Here is a 21167-nt window from a genome sequence, read left to right as displayed (position 1 = left end):
TAAAAAAATCTAACTTTTGAAGTAGACACTGAAGGTGGAGCCTTCATGCAGCGTGCTATGTACCTCTACTTTGCCTCCAAGTAATTCTACCTGGGTCTTTACCAGATGTAATCCGATTCCTTTACCCTCAACACCTTGGTGAAATCGTTTGTAGAGCCCAAAGATTTTATCCTGTTGCTTTTCCAGGTCTATACCAGAGCCATTGTCTTGCACACGCAGGCAAATATAGTTGTTTAGCCTGAATGTGCTAATGCTAATATTAAGTTTTCTGCCCGGAAACCTGTATTTGATAGCATTGGAAACCAGGTTTAGCAGAATGCTCTGTGCATAGCTTCTGATGCTGCTAACCTCCGGTGCATCACTGAAGTCAGCGCTTACAGAGGCTTCACATGCAGTTATTTCGGCATCCAGTATTTCTAAAACATTTTGAAGCAGGCAATCGAAAGCGATGGTTTCCTTGATGCTGCTAATCTGGCTGCGGATTGTCAGGATGTCGTTCAGGTCATGGATCGTTGCATCCAGAAGCTGTGCAGACTTCATCAGGTTGTCTATCACCTTCTGGTTGATAGGGGCATCGAACCTGTTCCTGTCGTAAATAGAGGTGAGGCCCAGCATGTTGGCAATAGGCGCCCGCAGGTTATGTGATACGATGTAAGCGAACTGCTGCAGGTTCTGGTTTTGCTTTATCAGCTGCTCGGAAAGCTCCTGCTGCTTTGCCTCCGCCTCCTTGTATTCCGTCATGTCAGAGGCGGAGCCATACACTTGTATCACTTTGCCCTCCTGGTCCAGGCCCGGCGACATACGGAGCAAAAGCCAGCGCAGCTTTCCGGAACTGTCTACCAGGCGCATTTCATACTCCTTCGGTTGTCCTGAGAGAATCAGGGGCAGCACCTCCTGCATCAAAGGCTTCTGGTCTTCGGGGTGTATTACCTTGAGCCACGTTTCCGGTTTCCCTAAAAAAGCCTCCTCCGTGTAGCCTGTTATCTGCTTGCATTGGGGGCTTATATAAATAATGCTCAGTGCAGGATTCAAAGTAAAGATGATTTCCGGTATGTTTTCAATGGTTGTCTGCAGCAGGTTCTTCGCTCCAGTAACCTCTTGCTCCGCCTTTTTTCGTTCTGTAATGTCCTGCACCGTACCAGATAGTTTAATCACTTCTCCGTCCTCGTCACAGGTTACTTCAGCCACCTCCATCACATTCGCCTCTTTCCCGCCTGGTAAAATAATGCGATGCTCAAAGTTCAGCATGCTTTTCGTTTCGATAGCCTTTAAGTAGTTTGCCTTCACCTTATTCCTGTCTTCGGGGTGAATAAGGGCTAACATGTTGTGAAGCGAAGGGGCAAAGCTATCTTTCTTTTTTCTGTAAACGGCAAAAGTCCCCTCAGACCATGTCAGCATCCCCTGCCTTACATGGTACTCCCAGCTTCCCAGTTTCGCCAGCTGCTGTGCCCGTGCTAGCTGTAGCTCGTTTCGCCTGATTGTCTCCATGGATATCTTCTGCTCCGAGATATTACGGATAGTAAGGGCAACGGCCAGTATATGGTTTTCTTCGCTGGTTACAGGCTGGTAGGTTATCTCGTGCCAGAACTCCCCGTGGCCGGCCTCAAAAACGATTGTCTCGCCCTGCATGGCCCTGGCGTGGCACTTTTTGGTGCTGTTCACTTTTGTGCTGGAGATATACTCCAGCATACTTTGCCCGGGCTCCAACTTTTTTAGAAGATACTTCCATACGTCGGCCGCCGCTTCTTTATTGAAGGAGATTACTTTCAACGCATCATCCAGCAGGTATATAGCCTGCGAAGAGCTGTCCAGCAGGGCCCGCAGGTTTGCTTCGTTCCGCTTTAACTGTTCCTGAGTCTCTTTTTGATTGGTGATGTCGATAAAGGTGCCATTCCAGACAACGGTGCCTTTCCCTCTGCAGGAAGGTAAACTATGGCCCCGCACCCACATATACTTTTTACTTTCGGGCTGCCATACCCGCAGCTCATGCTCCCAGGGGGTCAGGTTGTTGTAAGAGGCTGCAGTTGTGCGCTCTACTCCGGCCATATCGTCAGGATGCAGGTTTTTGTAAAGCAGCATTGGTTCCCGGTAAACTTCTTCGGGCCTAACACCGCAGATATCATAGATTCCGTCGCTGATGTACGGAAAGCTGAAGCTGCCATCCTGCTCCATCTGGTACTGAAACACAGCACCTGGCACACTGGAACTGACTTCACGAAGTTGCTCCTCATTCTGCTTCAACTGTTCCAGCGCCTGTTCCCGTTCCTGTATGTTTACCGCCACTACCAGCCTTGGTTGTAGCTCTGCCCTAAGAGGCAGGGAATGAGAACGTACCTCTACCTGAAACACTGAACCGTCCTTGCGCTTATGTACAGACTTAGCAGACAAGGCATCATTCGTTTTACCTGCTTCTCTAAGGCTATCTCTAAATTTAGCAACATCCTCCTCAGGGCGAAGGTCCAGCACTGTCATATTCAGGAATTCCGCTTCAGAGTACCCGTATTCCTGCTCAGCTGCCCGGTTTACCTCCAGAATGATGAATGTTTTCTGATCATAAATCCACATCGGGATCGGGTTGCGGTTGAACAGCATTTTATACTCCCGCTGCTGCTCATCGAGCGCGTACTCCAGCTTTTTGCGCTCCTCAATCTCTGTGTTCAGGTATTCGTTTTCCTGTTTCAGCTTCTTGAACACATATCGCATGATATAGCCGGCACCGGCGGCGGAAGCCAGGGCAAGGAGTAACAGCAGGGTGTATTTGTTTACAGAGGAATTGATGGAGGCAACAGCCTCGTCGGCCCGTATATCTGCATTCTCCTTGATCTGCTTGCTGAGGGCCTGCAGGTATTGTTGATGGCGTTGGTGAATAGGCTGAAGCTTGGCCTTGGCATAAGCCCGTGCCTCCTCCGGACTTTCGTTGCTCAGGTTCAGCAGACTATCGGATACAATATAATACGTTCTACGCTCCCTGATAATGTTATGAAGCAGCTCCTGTCTTTCCTGATCCTGTAGCAGTCTGTCAAGCTGGCGGATAGCAGCGGTGTTTTCGTTATGCGCTACCCTAATCCTTCTTCTGATTTCTTCTTTCAAACTTGCATCCTCTAAACTAATGTATGTGGCCAGTAGATTCTGTACTTCATCATCATTGTTATGGAGTTCATTTACCAGTTGCAGTTTATGTAATGCGCTCAGAACAACTAACGTATAGTTCTGTTGCACCTGCCTGGCTGCTATAAAGGAAATAGTACAAACCGCCACGAGCACAAATGCCAAACCGGCAAAAGCAAACCCAATAAAACGAATTGTCCGGCCATAGGTGCTGGTGCTATTTTGGTTAAATTCTTTGGGGTGCATACAAGATAAAAAACCTGAAAAATTAGGCATGTTACTGCTGATGCAGTTTTGGAAAGTGAAAAGTACTATATAGGAATGAGAATGACAAAAAGTATAGCCAGTGTTTTATAAATAGAGAAAACAGGAACTAATTATTGAACTATACTAATATATAAAGTGCTTTTTATAATTGAAAATCTCCACATTGTATGTTTATACACTAAATGTTTATATACTGATTTGTTTTGTATTACTCAGCATTGTTTATAGGAATGCACAGTTAATAGTAGAGTTATGAGCTTGTAAAGACCTTGCTTTTTTGATCTTAGAAAAGTTTGATCAAAGAAGCTGCCAATAGTCTGTATCCGGCCGGAGTATCTTTTCAATTCAGTCGGAGTATAAAAATCTGTAACACGAAGGCAGAATTGTGTAACAGAAGGACAAAGGCGCTGCCCTACCTTTGTAAAAGAATGAAAGCAGAGAAAGAAATGGCAACTACAACAGAAAGTAAACTAACCAAAACCACCTTTCCGGTAGAAGGAATGAGCTGCGCTTCCTGTGCCGGTAGTATCGAGAGTATGCTGCGATCACAGGAGGGCGTGCAGGAGGCGAATGTGAATTTTGCCGGCAAAACACTGCAGGTCGCTTACGAGCCGGAAAAAGTCAGCCCCGAGCAGTTGCGTGAAACGGTGCAGGAGATTGGTTTTGATATACTGGTTGAAAAGAAAACACAGGAGGAACTGGAAGAGCGGCAAGCCGCTGCCCTCACAAAACTGAAGCGTAAGACGATTGTGGCAGGCGTGCTGGCGCTACCGGTGTTTGTCCTGGGTATGTTCTTCCATGATACCTTTGCATGGGGCAACTGGGTGAGTTTACTCCTGACCGCACCCATCCTGCTGTGGGCGGGGCAGCGCTTTTTTGTGGGAGCCTGGGCGCAGGCAAAGCACTTTCGCGCCAACATGGATACGCTGGTGGCCCTTAGCACCGGCATCGCCTTCCTTTTCAGCCTTTTTAATACCGTATACCCCGAGTTCTTCCTGAGCCGTGGACTGATGCCGCATGTGTACTATGAGGCGGTGGCGGTGATTATCGCTTTTATCCTTTTGGGTAAGTACCTCGAGGAAAACGCCAAAGACCGAAGCTCCTCCGCAATTAAAAAGCTGATGGGGCTGCAACCGAAAACGGTGCGGGTAATACGGAACGGGAGTGAACTGGAGATCAAGATAGAAGAGGTGCAGGTAGGGGACAAGGTGCTGCTGCTGCCCGGCGAACGGGTTCCTGTGGATGGCGAGGTGGTAGCAGGCACTACGTACGTAGACGAAAGCATGCTGAGCGGCGAGCCGCTGCCGGTGCAGAAGCAGGCCGGCGACATGCTTTTTGCCGGAACCATTAACCAGAAGGGGAGCCTGCAATTGGTGGCCCGCAAGACAGGTGGTGAAACCATGCTGGCGCACATTATCAAACTGGTGCAGGAGGCGCAGGGCAGCAAAGCTCCCGTGCAGAAGCTGGTAGATAAAATTGCCGGCATCTTTGTGCCGATTGTGCTGGTGATTGCAGTGCTGACTTTCGTGGCATGGCTTATAGTAGGCGGGGAGGCATACCTTTCCGAGGCGCTGCTCTCCACCATATCCGTACTGGTGATTGCCTGCCCCTGTGCGCTGGGGCTGGCCACCCCGACAGCCATTATGGTGGGGGTGGGAAGAGGCGCTGAGAACGGTATCCTGATAAAAGACGCCGTGAGCCTGGAGCGCGCGCATAAAGCGGACGTAGTGATACTGGATAAAACAGGAACCATTACGTTGGGGAAACCTTCCGTAACTGATGTGGTGTGGGCCGATGAAACAGTAGCGCAGGAGCGTCTCGAGCAGTTGTTCTTCTCTATGGAGGCGCAGTCAGAGCATCCCATCGCGCAGGCTATCTATACATTCTATAGAGAAAAAGGCCTGCAGGCGCTGCAGCCAGCCAGTTTCAATAGCCTGACAGGTTTAGGCGTGGAGGCCGTTTTTGAGGGCACGCGTTATTATTCCGGAAACGAAAAGCTGCTTAAACAACAGCACATTCAGGTGCCGGAGCACCTGCTGCAGGCTGCCAGGCAGCTGCAGGAAGACGCCAGGACTGTTATCTTCTTTGCAGATGCGACGCAGGCGCTGGCGGTATTCGCCGTGAGCGACCCTATCAAACCAGCTTCGGCGGAAGGTATAAAAGCAATGCAGGAGGCAGGGCTGGAGGTATACATGCTCACAGGCGACAACCAACAGACAGCCGCCGCTGTGGCACGGCAGGTAGGTGTGGCGCATTACAAGGCGGAGCTGTTGCCAAACGATAAAGCAGATTTTGTGAAGAAGCTGCAGGCCGAAGGCAAAGTCGTGGCTATGGTAGGAGATGGTATAAACGATGCGCAGGCCCTGGCCACTGCCGATGTCAGCATCGCCATGGGGCAGGGTACGGACATTGCCATGGATGTAGCGAATATCACGCTCATGCGCTCTGACCTGATGCAGGTAGCCGGTGCCGTAAAGCTTTCAAGAGCTACTGTACAGACGATTCATCAAAACCTGTTCTGGGCCTTCTTCTACAATGTAATCTGTATTCCGGTGGCAGCAGGTTTACTTTACCCTTTTACAGGCTTCCTGCTGAGCCCGATGGTGGCCGGTGCAGCCATGGCGCTGAGCTCAGTTTCGGTGGTGGGGAACAGCCTTCGCTTAAGAGGCAAGAGATTGTAATCGAAAATTATTGTTAGTCGAATTAATTAAGATAAATATGGAAACGTACAAATTTAAAACAACTATAAACTGTGGCAGCTGTGTAAAGGCTGTAACCCCGCACCTGAATAAGCTGGAGGGGGTAGAGGAGTGGAAAGTAGATACTGATAACCCCGATAAAGTATTGGAAGTAAAGTCAGACTCCCTGGATGCGCAGCAGATAAAAAGCACAGTAGAAAAAGCAGGTTTCAAAGCCGAGCAAATCTAGAAGAATAAGCACCATAACAAAGGAGGGGCTAGCCGATGATACAGCTAGCCCCTCCTTTGTTATGGTGCTGTATTGGCTGTTTTGCTGCTATTGCTCAACTTGTTTACAAGGATAAAGCTTAACATGGCTATGCTGCAAAGGGCTAGCCCCAACGACTCACGTCCTTCTTCCACATTCTTTAAAAGAAGACCTGTTGAGGCATCCCGCATGCTGTCACCCACTCCCTCAAATTGCTCTGGCCACCAAAAGATAACACCGACTGCATATATAACACATGCAACAGCCAGTACAGTGTTGTTTACTTTGCCAAATCCGGCTGCAATGCTCAGAGCAGCCGCTATGCCATAGATGGTTATCCATAGCGCAGGGTCCGGGTCGTTGTACTGCACTACTGCAAAACCAACGAAGCAGAGGCCTAACACTACTCCCAGGGTCCGTTTGAATGTGATCATTTCAGTGTTTTTTTCTTAAGAGCATGTTTGCATTTCGTTTTTGTAAGCGAAAATTGACCAGAACCCTTTATGGGCGGTTGGCAGCGCAAAGGATGAATTTCAAACATGCTCCAGAGTGGAAAAGATAAACCAACATACAGAGAAGATGAAAATTAATGAATTTTTAATGCAGCTCCATAATCAAAGTGAATAAATGTGAGGGCAATAGCTGCAGCCTCTTTTCTCCTGAACCTGCCACACAGACACTGAATCAACTCTGAGGCAAAAATCGAAACCTAACATGGCTATTTAACTTAACCCAGCCATGGGGGTATAGGTATGCCTTTTATGTGAAGGCAGGGTTTCTTTGCCAAAAGGGTTAGGAATACCTCATATTGTGGAATTTACCCTTTGCTGTTATAGATGTTCCTTTTCTGTCTGTAAATACAAATATAGTGAAACTATTAAAGAGATACATACAACCAATATTTGGGTAATAACGTCTAAACCATAAGAGCTAATACACCTGCAAAACTGACCCTGTTTTATATTAATATTTCTATATATTCAGTTTATATGATGTATAACAGAGCCAGTTTGTTACGGTTTGTTTGTGCCGGAAAATAAAATGGAAGCATTTTTTTAGAGCTTTCTCTGAATGCGGTGGATTGATACGTAATTCTATATATTGTTTTAATATATATAGAAAATACTAAACATTATTTGTGTATGGCCGTAATTCAATTGTCAGCAACCTCTGTTTTGCTGATACCTGCTTTCGAGTTACATATATAATATATGATATTATATATGTAAATATTATCAAATCATTGCGGGACGAGAAAAATAAACCTCTATAGTATGATTAAAATGTTACTATAATTTTACCATGAATAAGAATCGCCACCACTATAGCATGAACAGAGCCGGACTGTTGATGTTAGACATTGCCCTTATCGCTATCTCTTTTAAATTATCCCACATGTTCAGGTATGGGGATACAGCACTGCAGCATCAGTACAGCATATTTTTCGTGCTGTTCGCTTTGTTCTGGTGGATTGTGTCAGGGTTCAAATACTTTTTTTTCCGGATAGAAGGGTTCATACCCTTTGAGAAGAAAACAGCAGAACTAATCAACGTGTTTATCTTGCATGCCTTTCTGCTGTCAACCTGCATTGTGGTTTTTAACCTGGAAGACCTATCCCGTTTGTTGCTGCTTTACACGTACCTGTTAACAGCACTGCTGATAGGTATTAGCCGCATAATACTACTCCTGGTCAACCGCTATTTTTCCAAGTCAGACATGGCTTATTCGCGCTATGTGATCATAGGCACAGGTCCGGCGGCTATGTCTCTTCGGGATACTTTTAGTTCTGAGGAGCATCCGGGAACAAAGTTCATGGGCTTTTTCGATGATAATACAGATGCAGTTAACCCGCACAACAGCCAGGTGCGCGGCACACTGGCTGACTTGAAAGAGTACTGCCTACAGCATAGAATTGATGAAGTGTACTATACACTGCCGCTAAATAACAGAGAGCAGATCGAAGACCTGACTGAGTTTGCAGATGATAATTTCATGTACTTCAGAATTGTGCCGGATTTCAGCGGTATCGTGCAGAAGGAGGTGAACATGTATTTCTATCACAACATACCCATTATCAGTATTCGTAGAGAACCGCTGGAGCATGTGACAAACCGCATCATCAAGCGTGCTTTTGACTTCGCGTTCTCCTTAACAGTTATCCTGTTCCTGTTCCCTATTGTGCTGCCCATCATCGCGCTGGCTATTAAATTAGAATCAAAGGGACCTGTCTTTTTCAAGCAGCTTCGCCCGGGAAAGAAAAACAGATTGTTCCTGTGTTACAAATTCCGGACCATGCACGTGAACAACCAGACGGAGCAGCAGGCCACTAAACATGACCCTCGTGTAACCAGAGTAGGAAGGTTTCTCAGGAAAACAAACCTGGATGAACTGCCACAGTTCTTCAATGTGCTGTTAGGCGATATGTCTGTTGTGGGGCCGCGTCCGAACCTTGTGTCTCAGTTGGACCAGTACTCCAAAGTGATCTCAAAGTACAAAATGCGCCACTTCGTAACACCGGGTATAACAGGTTATGCACAGGTAAGTGGTTTCCGTGGAGAGACCAAAGAGCTAAAGCTGATGGAAAAGCGTATAGAGTATGATGTGCGTTACATGGAAAACTGGAGCTTTATGATGGATATGAAAATTATTTTCTTGACGATCTGGAACATGATCAAAGGTGAAAAGAATGCATACTGATACCATTGCAGCAAGACAGCCGTTTACGAGTGCACCACCCTTACAAGAGAAACGTAAGCTTTTAAACTCCTTCATCTCAAAGGGAAGGTTTAACGAATTTGTGGAGCACGTTTTCTGGCTTACTGAAAACCGCCCTTCCTCTTATGTGTGCTTTGCCAACGTGCATATGCTGGTAGAGGCCTACCGTGACCCGGATTTTAACCAGGTATTAAACCGGGCAGACCTGGCGACACCAGATGGCGGACCGCTCTCAAAGCTCATGCGGATCCTGTATAAGCAACCACAGGACAGGGTGGCCGGTATGGACCTGTTGCCCCGCCTGCTTCAGGAGGCAGCCCGCAGGGGCAAGTCGGTTTACTTCTATGGCTCCACAGACGAAGTGCTGAGCGCCGTGGTGTCGAAGGCAAAAGATCAGTATCCGGAATTAAAAATAGCCGGTTATTTTTCGCCCCCTTTCCTTCAATTGTCTGAAGAAGAGGATACGGATATCGTGAACATGATAAATGAAACGGAGCCTGACCTCTTGTTTGTAGCGTTGGGCTGCCCAAAGCAGGAACGCTGGATGGCAGCGCATCAGGGAAAGGTAAACGCCTGCATGTTAGGAGTAGGGCAGGCATACATGACCTTTGCTGGCCTGGAGAAAAGACTGCCTAAGTGGGCAAGGGATTTCTCCCTTGAATGGACCTACAGGTTATGGCTGGAGCCGCGACGCCTGTGGAAGCGCTACCTCCTGACAAATAGTGTTTTTATGTTCCTTGTCCTGAAAACAATGCTGCAGAAAGCAGCGAAAGGAAACCGGGCATAAATAATTACATGTAAAGCTGTAGAAAGAAGGGAAGACAGGTGAAGTAGACTTACATCGCATTACGCCAAATAACACCTTCCTCCTCCCGCTACTATCTGGCAGTATAATTCTCATCTAGAGCCATTTTACAGCATAACTGATGTTTTCATATAAAAATATCCAGCGGTCTAAAATGTTAAACACTTGGTTATTAGCGAGAATCTGTGTTAAAACAGCAAATGAATGAAATATTTTTTATTTCCAAACATCAAAATATAGCGATTGTCGTATAGATGGTCATTAGCAAGTGTTGCTAAATTTAGTCCTGATGTTTTGAGCATTATAAGCCCTTATTAAAAAATGAAAGCAGTTATACTTGCCGGTGGCTATGGAACAAGAATAAGTGAAGAAAGCGGCATTCGCCCCAAACCGATGGTAGAGGTAGGCGGTAAGCCCATTTTATGGCACATCATGAAAATCTACTCCCATCATGGTATTGATGATTTTATCATTTGCTGTGGATATAAAGGCCATGTAATCAAAGAGTACTTCTCAAATTACTGCCTATATAATTCTGATGTAACATTCGATATGCGTAACAACAGCATGAAAGTGCACCAGAATAACACAGAGTCCTGGAGAGTGACGCTTGTGGACACCGGGGAGGGAACTATGACGGGCGGTCGCCTGAAGCGCGTGAAAGATTATATAGGAGATGAGACTTTCTGTATGACCTATGGTGACGGTGTAAGCGATGTAGATATAACATCGCTCATAAACTTCCACAAAGAACAGGGCAGGCTGGCAACCCTCACTGCTGTGCAGCAGCCAGGCCGTTTCGGCGCCTTTAATCTGGCAGGCGGGGTTTCACAAGTCAATCAGTTTCAGGAAAAGCCAAACGGTGGTGACATGCCCTGGATAAACGGGGGCTTTTTTGTGCTCGAGCCGGGCGTAATCGATTATATCGACGATGACAGCACCACCTGGGAGCGGGACCCTCTGGAGAAGCTTGCCAAAGAAGGAGAGCTTTCTGCTTTCCGCCATGCCGGATTCTGGCAACCGATGGACACCCTGCGCGACAAGACTGTACTCGATGACCTGTGGCAAAGCGGAAAAGCGCCCTGGAATGTGTGGCATAAAATGCTGTCGAAGTCTGTAAACTAAATCTGATTATGATCATTGTTGATAATTTTTTGAAGGTCCGTGAGCAGGAGGGAAATCCTATTCGGGTAGGTCTGTTTGGGGCCGGCGAAATGGCAAAGGGCCTGGTGAACCAGGTAATGCGCTATACTCCTGGTATGGAGATAGCCGTTATCGCCAACCGGACCCTAAGCAAAGCCCAGGAAGCTTACGAATACACAGAAACCACGGCGGAAGTATGTGATGACCTCGAGTCGCTGCAGCGCTGCATGGACAAGGGCGGCTATGCCGTGACTACAAATGCTGAACTGCTCTGCGAAGTAAACGGGCTTGATATACTGGTAGAGGCAACAGGTACCATTGAGTACGCCGCAAACCTGATCATGAAAGCGATCGAAAACAGGAAGCATGTGCTGATGTTTAACCCGGAAGTGGATGCCACCCTCGGCCCAATCCTGAAAGTGTACGCCGACAAAGCCGGCGTGATGCTGAGCGGCTCCGACGGCGACCAACCGGGTGTGATCATGAACCTTTACCGGTTTGTGAAAAGTATCGGCTTAAAGCCGCTGCTCTGCGGCAACATTAAAGGACTGCAGGATTACTACCGCAACCCCACCACACAGGCAGGCTTTGCGGCACAGTGGCACCTGACACCTGAAATGGTGACCTTGTTTGCAGACGGTACAAAAATATCTATCGAGCAGGCCTGTGTGGCAAATGCTACCGGAATGGGCGTGGCAAAACGCGGTATGCTGGGCTACCACCATAACGGACACATCGATGACATGGTGACGATGTACGATGTGGATGAACTGGAAAAGCTTGGCGGTATAGTAGATTACGTGGTAGGGCCTAAGCCTGGCCCGGGCGTGTTTGTGTATGCCACCACCGATGATCCGAAGACAAAGCATTACCTCAACTATGGCAAACTGGGAGAGGGTCCGCTTTACAGTTTCTATACACCTTACCACCTGATCTACTTCGAGATTCCTCATTCTATTGCACGCATGGTTTTGTTCAACGATATCATCATGGCGCCCATTGCAGGGCCGGTGGTAGAGGTAATCACGATGGCGAAAACAGAACTCAAAGCCGGACAGAAGCTCGACGGCCTTGGGGGGTATACGTATTACGGGCAGTGCGAAAACGCGCAAACGGCACGTCAGGAGAACCTGTTGCCGGTAGGTCTGGCCGAAGGTGCCATCTTAAAGAAAGACCTTCCGCGTGACCATGTTATCACGTTTGATGATGTGGAACTGCCTGCCGAAAATCTGGTGCAGCGCCTGTACAAAGAACAGTTGCAAATGTTTTTCCCTGAGCAAATAAAGGAAAACGAACTGGCATAGCTTATCTCATTTCAAATTAACCTGATTCAGCAAACATAATGATGGAAAATACAGCGGTGGCTAAAAAGACAAACAGGGTGCTGCAGGAAGACATGCAGAATATCTTCCAGAACCTCACAGCTGCCGAAAAAGACAAGCTCAGAAACTCAACTATCTTAATAACAGGTTGTGGAGGCTTCTTAGGCTACTACTTCATGCACTTCTTTGCGACATTCGCTGAAGAGCTGCAACTGAAGAAAGTGATTGCGCTGGAAAACTTCCTGACTGGTACAAAAGACTGGCTGGCAGAGCTAATCGACAGCAAGCCTGACGTTTTCTCGCTGCATGAGTTCAACGTGATCACCGACGACGTGGCGGCTATACCGGAGGCTGCTGACGCGGATGTTATCATGCACCTGGCTTCCATCGCGTCCCCTACGTTCTATCGTATTTACCCAATAGAAACAGTGGATGCCAATATAACAGGCCTTCGTCGTCTGCTCGACTTTTATGCCGGGAAATCAGTGAAAGCCTTCCTGTTCTTCTCGAGCAGCGAGATATATGGCGATCCTTTCCCGGAGTTTATTCCTACAAAAGAAGACTACAGGGGCAATGTCGCCACCATCGGCCCGCGTGCCTGCTACGACGAGGCGAAGCGTTTCGGGGAGACCCTTTGTTACCTGTTCGCACAAAAGCACAATATGCCAATCGGTGTAGCCAGGCCATTCAACAACTATGGCCCGGGCATGAACATCAACGACAAGCGCCTGCCAGCGGACTTTGCCAAAGCGGTAGTGGAAGGCCGTGACCTGGAGATTTTCTCAGACGGCACCCCGACCCGTACTTTCTGCTACATTTCAGATGCTATCACAGGGTATTTGAAAGTGATGTTGCATGGCAGTTTTGATGTGTTCAACATTGGCATGGACAAGCCGGAGCTATCGGTGCGGGAGTATGCTGAGTTGTTTAACCAGCACGGTCGCGAGATCTTTGACTATCAGGGGCAGATCAAATTCCAGGAGCCGGAAGACAAAGAGTACCTGACCGACAACCCGAACAGACGGTGTCCGGATATAAGCAAAGCGCGCGAGGTATTGGGCTATAACCCTACTGTAAGTGTAGAAAAAGGTATCGGCCGCTTTTTGGAATTCTTGAAAATAAACGAAGGGAAACTACTATGATAACAGTACTCGGACTAGGCTTTGTCGGGCTGACAACTGCGCTGGGCTTCAGCAAGAAAGGCTTCAAGGTGTACGGCATAGACCTCGACAAGCAAAAGGTTGAAAGTATAAAAAACTATAAGACGCCTTTCTACGAGCCGCACCTCGACGATGCCCTGCGGGATGAGTTAGGGAATAACTTTATCGTAGATGCCTCCCTTAAAGAAGCGGTGAACAACAGTAAGGTGGTGATTATATGTGTGGGAACGCCCGGTAAAGAAGATGGCAGTGCAGACCTTACCTATTTGCTGAGTGCCGTGGAGGGCGTTTTTGAAGCGAGTGAAGGCGATTTCAAGGTCATTGTGACCAAATCTACCGTTCCGCCTTCTACCATTTCTAAAAAGGTAAAACCATTTGTAGAGGAAAAGAACAAGGCCTACAATAAGTCTATTGGTCTGGCTTCCAACCCTGAGTTTCTCCGTGAGGGCTATGCCTGGGACGACTTCATGAACCCGGACAGAGTAGTAATCGGGGTGGAGGATGAACGCTCCAAAGAGATTCTGAACCAGATTTACATCCCCTTCAATGCGCCGGTGCATTATGTGAGCTTTAACTCGGCCGAGTTCATCAAATACCTGTCAAATACGCTCCTGTCTACGCTCATCAGCTTCTCAAACGAGATGGCTATGATTGCAGAGCATATCGGGGACATTGATGTGCCAACCGCTTTCAAGATCCTGCACCAGGACAAGCGCTGGTATGGTAAGCCTGCGGCCATGGCAAGCTATGTGTACCCGGGCTGTGGCTATGGCGGGTATTGTTTGCCAAAAGATACGGCAGCCCTCAGCAGCATAGCGAAGGAGCATGGCTTTGAACCCAAAGTGCTGGATGGCAACCTGAAAATAAATGATGAGATAAAGGATTTCGTAGCAGACAAAATTGCCGCCGCTGTACCCAAAGAACGCAACATCGGTATACTGGGGCTGGCTTTTAAAAGCGGCTCTGATGATGTGCGACTCACACCGAGCAAGTACATCATCGAAAAGCTTTTGGCAAAAGGGTATACGAATATTGTAGCCTATGACCCGATGGCCAACGAGGTGTTTGACAAGATGTACAACTTTCCGATCAGGTATACCGCTACCCTGCAAGAACTGGTTGATCAGGCTGATGACCTGGTGCTGCTGACTGCATGGCCGGAGTTTAAACAGAACAAAGAACTGCTGCAAAGCAAACGCCTGTTCGACTTCAGGTATGCCCTGGCCGAACTGCCTGCCGCTGTGGTGGGGGATGCGGCTGTTTAGCAATAGGAACTAAATCATGACTCAGGGATAGGCTATCGTCTTGCTGGTTTTAGAACCAACAGGACGATAGCCTAACTTTCGTTTCCGGACCGATTGAATATATAACCGTAGAAAATTCTAAGACTGCTTCAGGTGGTTTTCTTATAGCACGACTGACATATGATATTCACAGAAACAAAACTGAAGGGCGCGTATGTGCTGGAGCTTAAAAAGATAGAAGACGAACGCGGCTTCTTTGCAAGGTCCTGGTGCCAGCACGAAATGGAGGCGCATGGACTGACGGCAAAAGTATCGCAGACAAACGTTTCTTTCAACCCAAAGAAGGGCACGCTCCGTGGCATGCACTACCAGGTAAAGCCGCATGAGGAGAGCAAACTGGTACGCTGCACCAGAGGAGCCATCTTCGATGTGATCATAGACTTACGCCCTGATTCTGAAACTTACAAACAGTGGCTGGGAGTGGAGCTGTCAGCTGACAACTACAAGATGTTGTTTGTGCCGGAGGGCTTTGCGCATGGGTACATGACCTTAGAAGATGAAACCGAGGCCACGTACCAGGTTTCGGAGTTTTATACGCCCGGTGCCGAAAAGGGCATCTGCTGGAACGATCTTGCATTCAATATCCAATGGCCTCTTGAGCCGGTAGTTATCTCAGAAAAAGACCAGGCGCATCCCGGTTTTGTGGATGAGCAGGCGGAGTCAAAAGGAAAGCTGCTGGTATAACCGGCAGCTTTCCTTTTAATAATCCGTGGCCTGTGTCGCTGTTAACCTCTCACCATAATGAAGCCGCACACAATCATACAGTAGTTCCTGCTCTGGAGCTGTATAAGTTGCTGAGTACTATCTGAAAACCTGCTTCTAAATAAGAATCTAATTTCTGAAACACTTAATCCATGCGTATACTGCTCGTTCATAACCACTACAAACAGACCGGCGGCGAAGACACTGTTTTCTTCGCGGAGTCATCCTTGCTGGAGGCGCATGGTCATACAGTAGAGAAGCTGACCTTCACGAACAACGACGTGAACAGTATAGCAGAAAAGTTGCAGGCGGCCTTCGGAGTAGTCTATAATACAAAGGGCGCACGTGCAGTGGAGGAGAAGATACAGCAGTTTAAGCCGGATGTTGTGCACGTACACAATTTCTTTCCTCTGGTATCGCCGGCTGTCTTCTATGTTTGTAAAAAGCTTAAAGTGCCGGTGGTGATGACGCTGCACAACTACAGGTTGATTTGCCCGAGCTCTTACCTGCATTACCACGGCAAGGTGCACCTGGAGAATGTGCACAAGCTTTTTCCATACGCCGCAATCAAAGACAAAGCCTACCGGGATTCCCGTTTTCAGACTGCCTCTGTGGTGCTGACAACCGGTGTGCATAAGTTGTTAGGCACCTTCCGAAACAAAATTGACCTGTTTATCACGCTTACACCGGGTGCCGCAGCGCTTTTCCAGAATTCTTCTCTTAAGCCACATCCCGAGCAGCTGGTTGTGAAGCCTAACTTTACGGCCGATCTGGGCTTAGGTGCCGAAAAAAGAGAAGATTACTTCCTGTATGTGGGCAGGCTATCCCCGGAAAAAGGAGTAGACACCTTACTGCGGGCGCAGGCACAGCACGGCTTTAAGCTGAAAGTTATCGGTGATGGCCCGCTTCGAGAAACAGTGGAAGCACACGCCGCAAAGTATCCTAACCTGGACTACAGGGGCTATCAGAAGCAGGACAGGGTGATAGAGGAACTGAAGGTTGCCAGGGGACTGATCTTCCCCTCGGAGTGGCCGGAGATGTTCGGAATGTCCATTATTGAGGCTTTTTCTACAGGTACACCCGTAATAGCAGCAAAAATAGGGGGAGGCGAGCATTTGGTACAGGACGGGCACAACGGCCTGCACTATCAGCCAGGCAATGCAGCGGATTTGATCCGCAAGGTAAAGGCCCTGGAGCAAAACCCTGAATACGCCTCCAGCTTAGGTAAAAATGCCCGAAACAGTTATGTGCATAACTATACGCCCGAGGTAAATTACCTTAAGTTACAGGGCATATACCGGCAGGCTATCGGGCTAAAACAAAAGCCTGCCCCTGAAACAGTAGTTCAAAGGCAGGCTGTAGAGTAATATGTGAAGTAGCTTATGCTACTTCATACTTTTTTTCCTGCTTGGCCCTCATCATCTCCAGTATCTCCACCACCTTCTCTATTTCCACCTGCAGGTTTTCACGCTGGCCCTGGCTGGCATTGCGAACACGTTTGCTTCCTTTGCAAATGATGTACTCGTAGTCAAGGCCTATTTTAGAGGCGATGTCATAGAAAGGCTCTATTACAAAACCCTCGTTAAAAAGCTCAACCATTTTTGTGCCGGGCTTGCAAAAGAACATGCTGATCAGGCCTGCGCCAGTAGCGCCCATGATAACTTTTGCTTTTGAGAACAGCTTTATTTTCTCTTTTATGCTCAGCTGGCTTGCAACCACGCATCTAAAGCCATAAGGCTCCAATACTTGAAGCAGCTCTTTTTCGTTCAGCACGTTGCGCATTTTGGAATCGGATCGGCTAATGTAGAGGTAAGGCGATTCCGGTACAAGCATGTCGCTTTCTTTTTCAGCATAGGGCATAAATGAACTCTGTATAAAATCGCACAGCCACTGCGGTACCAGGGTATGGTTGCCTCGCGGGGCAGTAGAAGCAATAACGCAGTCTGCGGCAATGTGCGGGTGCGTTTCGCCTGAGATGATCTTATCGGCAGGTATGCCTAACAGCTCCAGCGTTTCGGTCTGGTAGCTATAGCGGGTGCTGGGCACGTAAAACCAATCTACTTTGTCGTAGAGGCCGCTTTCGCGCAGCAGGTGCAGTCGTGGCAACACATCTACAAACCAATGGCTGATGTTGTTGATGCCCGCGCCACCTGTCAGCAGCGAGAATACGGTGCCCTGTAATTTAACAGGTGGGTTAAAATAGCGCTGCTCGAATATGTTGTTCAGGTTTGGCACTGAAACTTTACCGCTCATCAGGCTCAGCGATACGTTCTCAACCAGGTGGTTGTACTGCGAAACAACTGCGACACTACTTATATTGTCGGTATAAATGCGGCCGTTAGGTACTTCTACTACCATATAGTCCGTCTGGACCTCCTTCTTTGGCTTCCAGTATTCGGAGCATGCCTCATACAGGTCTTCAGAAATGTCTAAGCTGGTGGTTAAGGCAGGATATATCGGGTGTATGCAAAGTTCACGAGGGTTACTTGCAGAAAAGTCCTCCAGATTTATCCTGCAAATGTTACTGGGCCTGTAATGTGTATTGTAAGGCACAATCTTCCCTAAGATCCTTTTTAACCTTCTCGTTCCCTTGTCATAATAAGCCTTCATCTAAATAGGTATATAGGTTTAACTATTGTATTCGATAAACAGCCCAAGGCTGTTTTAGTTGGTTTTTTATTTAAAATTCACAAGCAAGCTCTGCTTGTTTTTATCTTCAGGTTCTATCTTTAACTGTGCCACCGTAGCATGCTTGGTTAAAAGCCTGGCAGCTACTTTTACGGCAACCTCGTTCCAATGGGCATCATCGGCAGGGTAGAGTGGTACCTGCTCCTGCTGATATAATTTGTTAAAGCTCGGCTGCAAATCTACATACGGCACTCCACGCTCTTGTAGTTTGGCAAACAGTCGCGGCAGGAAAGTAGCTTGCTTCTGTGAAGGCAACAACTGGTAATAAACGTTCTCCTTGTTCGGAATCGGTAAGAACAGGAACTGTATCCCACGCTCCTGCAGCACATGCTGGTATCCTTCCAGCACATCGGCAACTCTGTCAACCTCTTCTTCGCTGAACTCACGGTTGGCAATTTCACCTTCTATAAAAAACTCATTGTTATAGCTGATGTATTCTTTCCTGCCTAAGCTGCGTTCCATTTCAGCCAGGGTGCGGCGGTAAAGCCCTAACTTGGAAATACGGTCGGCGGTAACTGCCAGGGAAGTGAGAATGGAAGAGGAGCCTATGAAGTTTCCTGTCTTATCACGCAACTCTGAATTGAAGCCGTTTGCACCAATGGCAGGCAAGTCGGGCACGCGCCGCTCAATACTGGATACGATGACCAGGTGTGGCGGATCTTGCTCAAACCGATCTGTTGCCAGAAAGCGATTAACGGTGGCAGGGGCAAAAGAATACACGGGCCGGTTCAGGTGCTCTTCCAGTACTTCAGCCAGTGTTTCGTCCTGTGTAAGCTTGGCGCCGGTAATATTAGAGTCCCCTATCAGCAACACATCATGCTTCACATCGCGGTTGCGGTACCCGTAGACATCGGTGTACCATTCTACCAGGCGTTTCCGGGCATAAGGAGTGCGGGGGGCTAATTCTCCCTCCTCCATCATTTTCATGTGGATGTTCGGGTAAAAAGGCCCCGACATAACCTGCATGCTGTTAACTGAGATAGTTTCCCAGATGCGGAAGGTGAAAAAGTTTATCGGCAGCAGGAACACTTCTATCAGTGGCCAAAGTATGAATGGGAGCGCCAACAGTGTAAGCTTCTTCAACAGCCGCTTTACTTCTTTATCTTTTTTTACTGTCGTCATTATCAATCAAAATTGAAAATAAATGAACTCCTGATTCCCAAACTGCCCGAACAGCAATACCGCGATAATGGCTAAGTAGTAAACTCCCCAGCGAACAAAGGCCGGACGCCGCATAATGAGCTGAGAGACACTGCCATTGCGTTGTATTAAATGTACGGTTTCCATAATGGCGATGGCTATCACAGAAGTCAGGAAAATTTTAACTCCCTGCTCCATAAACACATCGTGACTCCAGTTCAGAGCAAAAACCTGGCCCGGATTGGTGAGCACTGAAAAGCATTGCCCCACAACGTAAAAGGCATCGCTGATACTGTTGGCTCTGAAGAAGATCCAGGAGAAGCACACAAGAGCGAATACTGTGAACACCTGTACCCACTTGTAGAGCTGCGGATGCTGCGTAAGCCCTGCTTTTTGAGCGAGAGCGTTTCGTTGTGGCCGGGTCGCCATGCCGAATATCTGGTATATGCCATGCAGCGCCCCCCAGATTACGAAGGTCCAGCTGGCGCCGTGCCACAGGCCACTCACCAGGAATACGATGAACAGGTTATAGTACCAGCGCCATTTCACAACACGGTTACCCCCCAGTGGTATATACAGGTAATCGCGGAACCATGTGGAGAGGGAGATGTGCCAGCGGCCCCAGAACTCCGGGATTGTTTTGGCAAAGTAAGGGCTGCGGAAGTTTTCCATCAGGTAAAAACCCATGACCTGTGCGGCGCCAATGGCAATATCAGAGTAACCTGAAAAATCGCAGTAAATCTGGAAGGCAAAGAAAATGGTGGCGATGATGTGGGAGATGCCGTCATAATCTGCCGGGTTGTTATACACCGCATTCACCATAAGCGCCAGGTTGTCGGCAATCACCAGTTTCTTAAAAAAGCCCCAGGCCATGCGGCGCAGGCCTGCTACCACACGCTCGTACTTGAATTCATGCCTTACATGCAGTTGCCCCAGTAAGTTGCCGGCACGCTCAATAGGGCCAGCCACCAGCTGTGGGAAAAATGAGACGAACAGTGCAAATATTCCCAGGTGCTTCTCCGGCTTAACCCGGCCGTTATAAACATCTATACTATAGCTCATGGTCTGAAAAGTATAGAAGGAAATACCCATGGGCAACAGCAGCTCGAAGGCAGGCATTGCGTAAGGCACGTTCAGGGTGAGCGCAATATCACGAGCACTCTCGTTAAAGAAGTTGTAGTATTTGAACAGCAGCAGAGTGCCAAGGTTGGCCAGCAGACTCAGGTACAGCCATGGGCGCCGTTTATCTTTTTCCTCATCGGCATAGCGCCCCATCATCAGGCCGCAGGTATAATCTATAAGAGTAGAAGCCACCAGGATAAGTGCATAGGCTGGCTTCCACGACATATAGAAGTAATAGCTCGCCAGCAGCAGTACTATCCAGCGCCTGTTAAAGGGCATTAGAAAGTACAGGGTAACTACTACCGGGAAGAATATAAAGAATTCAGTAGAGTTAAAAAGCATAAAGGGAGCTATTTAGGGTGTAACTAGTAATGTAATAGCATTCGAGTAGAATATGCTACTACACTTTGTATGGTGCTTCAGGTGGCTTATATGGGTATATATATTGAAGTTGCTCTAAAAAGTTGCCTGTTTAAGTATATATTTTTTTTAATACTTGAAAAATCTTCATAAGGGCTCATTCAGAGCAGTTTCAGGGTCATGTCTTTTACGGTGTTATAACGCAGATGTTGGAGGCAGAGCATAAAAAACTATTCTGATGTGTTTGTTATGTTTAAGTAATTGTGAAAATTATGTAAGTTTTTGTAACCTATATATAGGTTAATCGTTATATATTGGTATATTAAAAGATAAGATATACTTTGCCCTATGTCCCCGAAGATCCGAACGAGCAGGTTGTTTTTTG

Annotated in this window: 15 protein-coding genes; 10 read left to right on the top strand and 5 right to left on the bottom strand. The window is 47.7% G+C overall.

All coding sequences use genetic code 11. The features are described from left to right. Positions 1–9: 9 nt before the first annotated feature. Positions 10–3384: a PAS domain-containing protein gene (locus DXT99_RS18215; protein ID WP_115567014.1), complete on the bottom strand. Its 3375-nt coding sequence runs from the start codon at positions 3382–3384 to the stop codon at positions 10–12. Between the two features lie 419 nt (positions 3385–3803). On the opposite strand from DXT99_RS18215, the gene DXT99_RS18210 reads away from it, so the two are divergent. Continuing rightward, entirely contained in the window at positions 3804–6056 is a 2253-nt protein-coding gene (locus DXT99_RS18210; RefSeq protein WP_246000826.1) for a heavy metal translocating P-type ATPase, read from the top strand. Between the two features lie 37 nt (positions 6057–6093). Next, positions 6094–6303, top strand: coding sequence for a heavy-metal-associated domain-containing protein (locus tag DXT99_RS18205; protein WP_115567013.1), 210 nt, complete (start codon positions 6094–6096; stop codon positions 6301–6303). A gap of 59 nt (positions 6304–6362) precedes the next feature. Here DXT99_RS18205 and DXT99_RS18200 read toward each other — a convergent pair whose 3' ends face one another. Beyond that, positions 6363–6755, bottom strand: coding sequence for a transmembrane 220 family protein (locus tag DXT99_RS18200; RefSeq protein WP_246000824.1), 393 nt, complete (start codon positions 6753–6755; stop codon positions 6363–6365). 868 nt (positions 6756–7623) lie between these two features. On the opposite strand from DXT99_RS18200, the gene DXT99_RS18195 reads away from it, so the two are divergent. The 8 genes from DXT99_RS18195 to DXT99_RS18160 all read left to right on the top strand — a co-directional run bounded on the left by DXT99_RS18195 (position 7624) and on the right by DXT99_RS18160 (position 16839). Beyond that, on the top strand, positions 7624–9018 hold the full coding sequence (locus DXT99_RS18195) for an undecaprenyl-phosphate glucose phosphotransferase (RefSeq protein ID WP_246000823.1): 1395 nt from the start codon (positions 7624–7626) through the stop codon (positions 9016–9018). Next, on the top strand, positions 9008–9823 hold the full coding sequence (locus tag DXT99_RS18190; RefSeq protein ID WP_115567012.1) for a WecB/TagA/CpsF family glycosyltransferase: 816 nt from the start codon (positions 9008–9010) through the stop codon (positions 9821–9823). Before DXT99_RS18195 ends, DXT99_RS18190 begins: the two co-directional genes overlap by 11 nt. Before the next feature lie 339 nt (positions 9824–10162). Next, positions 10163–10966, top strand: coding sequence for a glucose-1-phosphate cytidylyltransferase (gene rfbF / locus DXT99_RS18185; RefSeq protein ID WP_115567011.1), 804 nt, complete (start codon positions 10163–10165; stop codon positions 10964–10966). Between the two features lie 8 nt (positions 10967–10974). Then, entirely contained in the window at positions 10975–12288 is a 1314-nt protein-coding gene (locus DXT99_RS18180; RefSeq protein ID WP_115567010.1) for an NAD(P)H-dependent oxidoreductase, read from the top strand. Between the two features lie 38 nt (positions 12289–12326). Continuing rightward, on the top strand, positions 12327–13448 hold the full coding sequence (locus DXT99_RS18175; RefSeq protein WP_246000822.1) for an NAD-dependent epimerase/dehydratase family protein: 1122 nt from the start codon (positions 12327–12329) through the stop codon (positions 13446–13448). Continuing rightward, on the top strand, positions 13445–14731 hold the full coding sequence (locus DXT99_RS18170) for a UDP-glucose dehydrogenase family protein (RefSeq protein ID WP_115567009.1): 1287 nt from the start codon (positions 13445–13447) through the stop codon (positions 14729–14731). Before DXT99_RS18175 ends, DXT99_RS18170 begins: the two co-directional genes overlap by 4 nt. 159 nt (positions 14732–14890) lie before the next feature. Then, positions 14891–15454, top strand: coding sequence for a dTDP-4-dehydrorhamnose 3,5-epimerase (gene rfbC, locus DXT99_RS18165; protein WP_115567008.1), 564 nt, complete (start codon positions 14891–14893; stop codon positions 15452–15454). A 170-nt stretch (positions 15455–15624) separates the two neighbouring features. Beyond that, positions 15625–16839 (top strand): glycosyltransferase family 4 protein, encoded by a 1215-nt coding sequence (locus tag DXT99_RS18160; RefSeq protein WP_115567007.1) that lies wholly within the window; start codon positions 15625–15627, stop codon positions 16837–16839. Positions 16840–16852: 13 nt separating this feature from the next. On the opposite strand, the gene DXT99_RS18155 is transcribed toward DXT99_RS18160, so the two are convergent. The 3 genes from DXT99_RS18155 to DXT99_RS18145 form a co-directional block, all read right to left on the bottom strand. Further along, a complete protein-coding gene (locus DXT99_RS18155) occupies positions 16853–18082 on the bottom strand; it encodes a glycosyltransferase family 61 protein (RefSeq protein ID WP_115567006.1) in 1230 nt (409 codons plus the stop codon). A gap of 66 nt (positions 18083–18148) precedes the next feature. Next, positions 18149–19282: an alginate O-acetyltransferase AlgX-related protein gene (locus DXT99_RS18150; RefSeq protein WP_115567005.1), complete on the bottom strand. Its 1134-nt coding sequence runs from the start codon at positions 19280–19282 to the stop codon at positions 18149–18151. 6 nt (positions 19283–19288) lie between these two features. Then, positions 19289–20764 (bottom strand): MBOAT family O-acyltransferase, encoded by a 1476-nt coding sequence (locus tag DXT99_RS18145; RefSeq protein WP_115567004.1) that lies wholly within the window; start codon positions 20762–20764, stop codon positions 19289–19291. Positions 20765–21167: the final 403 nt, after the last annotated feature.

Origin of the sequence: Pontibacter diazotrophicus (assembly GCF_003367245.1) — a bacterium.
In the GTDB taxonomy this organism is placed as follows: Bacteria; Bacteroidota; Bacteroidia; order Cytophagales; family Hymenobacteraceae; genus Pontibacter; species Pontibacter diazotrophicus.
Note: the sequence above shows the minus strand (reverse complement) of the source record. Positions and strands in the feature narration are given on the sequence as shown.

Bases quoted from the DNA above. Each gene is read 5' to 3' on its own strand.
- DXT99_RS18215 (WP_115567014.1), bottom strand. From the start codon at position 3,384: ATGCCTAATTTTTCAGGTTTTTTATCTTGTATGCACCCCAAAGAATTT.
- DXT99_RS18210 (WP_246000826.1), top strand. From the start codon at position 3,804: ATGAAAGCAGAGAAAGAAATGGCAACTACAACAGAAAGTAAACTAACC.
- DXT99_RS18205 (WP_115567013.1), top strand. From the start codon at position 6,094: ATGGAAACGTACAAATTTAAAACAACTATAAACTGTGGCAGCTGTGTA.
- DXT99_RS18200 (WP_246000824.1), bottom strand. From the start codon at position 6,755: ATGATCACATTCAAACGGACCCTGGGAGTAGTGTTAGGCCTCTGCTTC.
- DXT99_RS18195 (WP_246000823.1), top strand. From the start codon at position 7,624: ATGAATAAGAATCGCCACCACTATAGCATGAACAGAGCCGGACTGTTG.
- DXT99_RS18190 (WP_115567012.1), top strand. From the start codon at position 9,008: ATGCATACTGATACCATTGCAGCAAGACAGCCGTTTACGAGTGCACCA.
- rfbF (WP_115567011.1), top strand. From the start codon at position 10,163: ATGAAAGCAGTTATACTTGCCGGTGGCTATGGAACAAGAATAAGTGAA.
- DXT99_RS18180 (WP_115567010.1), top strand. From the start codon at position 10,975: ATGATCATTGTTGATAATTTTTTGAAGGTCCGTGAGCAGGAGGGAAAT.
- DXT99_RS18175 (WP_246000822.1), top strand. From the start codon at position 12,327: ATGATGGAAAATACAGCGGTGGCTAAAAAGACAAACAGGGTGCTGCAG.
- DXT99_RS18170 (WP_115567009.1), top strand. From the start codon at position 13,445: ATGATAACAGTACTCGGACTAGGCTTTGTCGGGCTGACAACTGCGCTG.
- rfbC (WP_115567008.1), top strand. From the start codon at position 14,891: ATGATATTCACAGAAACAAAACTGAAGGGCGCGTATGTGCTGGAGCTT.
- DXT99_RS18160 (WP_115567007.1), top strand. From the start codon at position 15,625: ATGCGTATACTGCTCGTTCATAACCACTACAAACAGACCGGCGGCGAA.
- DXT99_RS18155 (WP_115567006.1), bottom strand. From the start codon at position 18,082: ATGAAGGCTTATTATGACAAGGGAACGAGAAGGTTAAAAAGGATCTTA.
- DXT99_RS18150 (WP_115567005.1), bottom strand. From the start codon at position 19,282: ATGACGACAGTAAAAAAAGATAAAGAAGTAAAGCGGCTGTTGAAGAAG.
- DXT99_RS18145 (WP_115567004.1), bottom strand. From the start codon at position 20,764: ATGCTTTTTAACTCTACTGAATTCTTTATATTCTTCCCGGTAGTAGTT.